Origin of the sequence: Burkholderia sp. Ac-20379 (assembly GCF_017104645.1) — a bacterium.
Taxonomy (GTDB): Bacteria; Pseudomonadota; Gammaproteobacteria; order Burkholderiales; family Burkholderiaceae; genus Burkholderia.
This window is the reverse complement of sequence record NZ_JAAGPF010000626.1, coordinates 1-2,118: the sequence shown is the minus strand read 5'-3', so window position 1 is coordinate 2,118 and position 2,118 is coordinate 1. Positions and strand designations below refer to the sequence as shown.

Genomic DNA, 2,118 nt, shown 5'->3' with positions numbered 1-2,118 from the left:
TGCGTGCTTCACTCGAACCATCGTCTCTTTCTTTTTTTACGCCTACGCCCACCCCCTAGCCCTCCCCTGCCCCCACCACTCTTTCCCTACCCCACGCTCTTCCGACCTAGCCGCAGCCACGCGCGAACCCGCAGCCGCAGCCACCCGCGAACCCGCCGAGACTGCACCGCCGCCGCGCGATTGCGCCGACGCGCCCGCGCGCGACGACGCGGTGGCCGTGATCGGCATGAGCGGCATCCTGCCCGGCGCGCCCGATCTCGACGCGTTCTGGGACAACCTGCTCGCCGGCCGCGACAGCATCGGCGAGATTCCCGCCGAGCGCTGGAATTGGCGCGACTACTGGGGCGACGCCGCCACCGAGCCGGGCCGCACCAAGGTGAAGTGGGGCGGCTTCATCGAAGGCGCGGGCGATTTCGATCCGGCGTTCTTCGGCATCTCGATTCCGGAAGCGCGGATGATGGATCCGCAGCAGCGCATCCTGCTGCTGCAGGCCTGGCGTGCGATCGAGGACGCGGGCTACGCGCCGGCCAGCCTGGCCGGCAGCCGGCTCGGCGTGTTCGTCGGCACGGCCGATACCGGCTACGGCCGCCTGGTCGCGCAATCGGGCGCGAAACTCGAAGGCTATTCGATGACCGGGCTCGCGCCGTCGCTCGGGCCGAACCGGATCAGTTTCTTCCTCGACGTGCACGGCCCGAGCCTGGCCGTGGAGACGGCCTGCTCGAGCTCGCTGGTGGCGATCCACCGCGCGCTCGAATCGATGCGGCGCGGCGATTGCGACACCGCGCTGGCCGGCGGCATCAACCTGCTGCTGCACGCCGATTCCTTCGTCGGTTTCAGCCGCGCCGGCATGCTGTCGCCGGACGGCCGCAGCAAGACCTTTTCCGCGCAGGCCAACGGCTACGCGCGCGGCGAAGGGGCCGGCCTGATCTTCCTGAAGCGGCTCGCCGACGCCGAGCGCGACGGCGATCGCATCCTCGCCGTGATCCGCGCCAGCGCCGAGAATCACGGCGGCCACGCCAGCTCGCTCACGGCGCCCAATCCGAAGGCGCAGGCGGCGCTGTTGCGGACCGTCTACGGCCGCGCCGGTTTCGATCCGCGCACCGTCGGCTACATCGAGGCGCACGGCACCGGCACCGCGCTCGGCGATCCGATCGAGGTCGAGGCGCTGACCAGCGCGTTCGCCGCGCTGTCGCGCGAGGCGCAAGCCGAATACGGCGAGCTGCCGGCGCTGCGCTGCGGCCTCGGCTCGGTGAAGTCGAACATCGGCCACCTCGAACTCGCGGCCGGCATCGCCGGCGTGCTGAAGGTGCTGCTGCAGTTCCGGCACGGCACGCTGGTCAAGAGCTTGCACTGCGACGAGCTGAACCCGTATCTGAAGCTCGACGGCAGCCGCTTCGAGGTGGTGCGCGAGACGCGCGCCTGGACGCGTCCGGCCGATGCGCAGGGCCGCGAGCTGCCGCGCCGCGCCGGCGTGAGCAGCTTCGGCTTCGGCGGCAGCAATGCCCACGTGGTGCTCGAGGAATACATCGCGGCGCCGGCCCGGCCGCACGCCGCGCCGCATTCCGGCCGGCCCGCGCTGATCGTGCTGTCGGCCGCCAGCGCCGAAACGCTCGTCAAGGCGGCCGCGCAACTGCGCGACTGGCTCGCGCAGCGCGATGCGCCCGCGCATCCGGCGCACGGCGCGTCGCTGGACGAGATCGCCTACACGCTGCAGGTCGGACGTTCGCCGATGGAGCACCGGCTCGCGTTCGCGGCGGCCTCGATCGACGAACTGGCGCGGCGGCTCGATGCGTTCTGCGCCGGCCGCGACGACGACGGCGTGCACGCCGCGCGCGTCAAGCCGCATCGCGATACGCTCGCGATCCTCGATGCCGACGACGAGGTGCGCCGTTCGCTCGCGTCGCTGGCCCTGCGCGGCAAGCACGACAGCCTGCTGAAGATGTGGGTGCGCGGCTTGCCGGTGGCCTGGCGCGAACTGCACGACGGCGCCGCGCCGCGCCGCATCGCGTTGCCGGGCTATCCGTTCAATCTGGCGCGGTATTGGGTGACGGCCGCGCCGTCCGGCGCGGTGCCGCACGGGCTTGCACCGGTGGCCGCCGAGGCGCCGCGCGCGCCGGC

1 protein-coding gene is annotated in these 2,118 nt (G+C 72.1%); it reads left to right on the top strand.

Annotated features, from left to right (window positions below):
* Positions 1 to 226 precede the first annotated feature (226 nt).
* A partial coding sequence (locus G3N92_RS33350) for a type I polyketide synthase (protein ID WP_206131764.1) occupies positions 227 to 2,118 on the top strand: 1,892 nt, incomplete at its 3' end.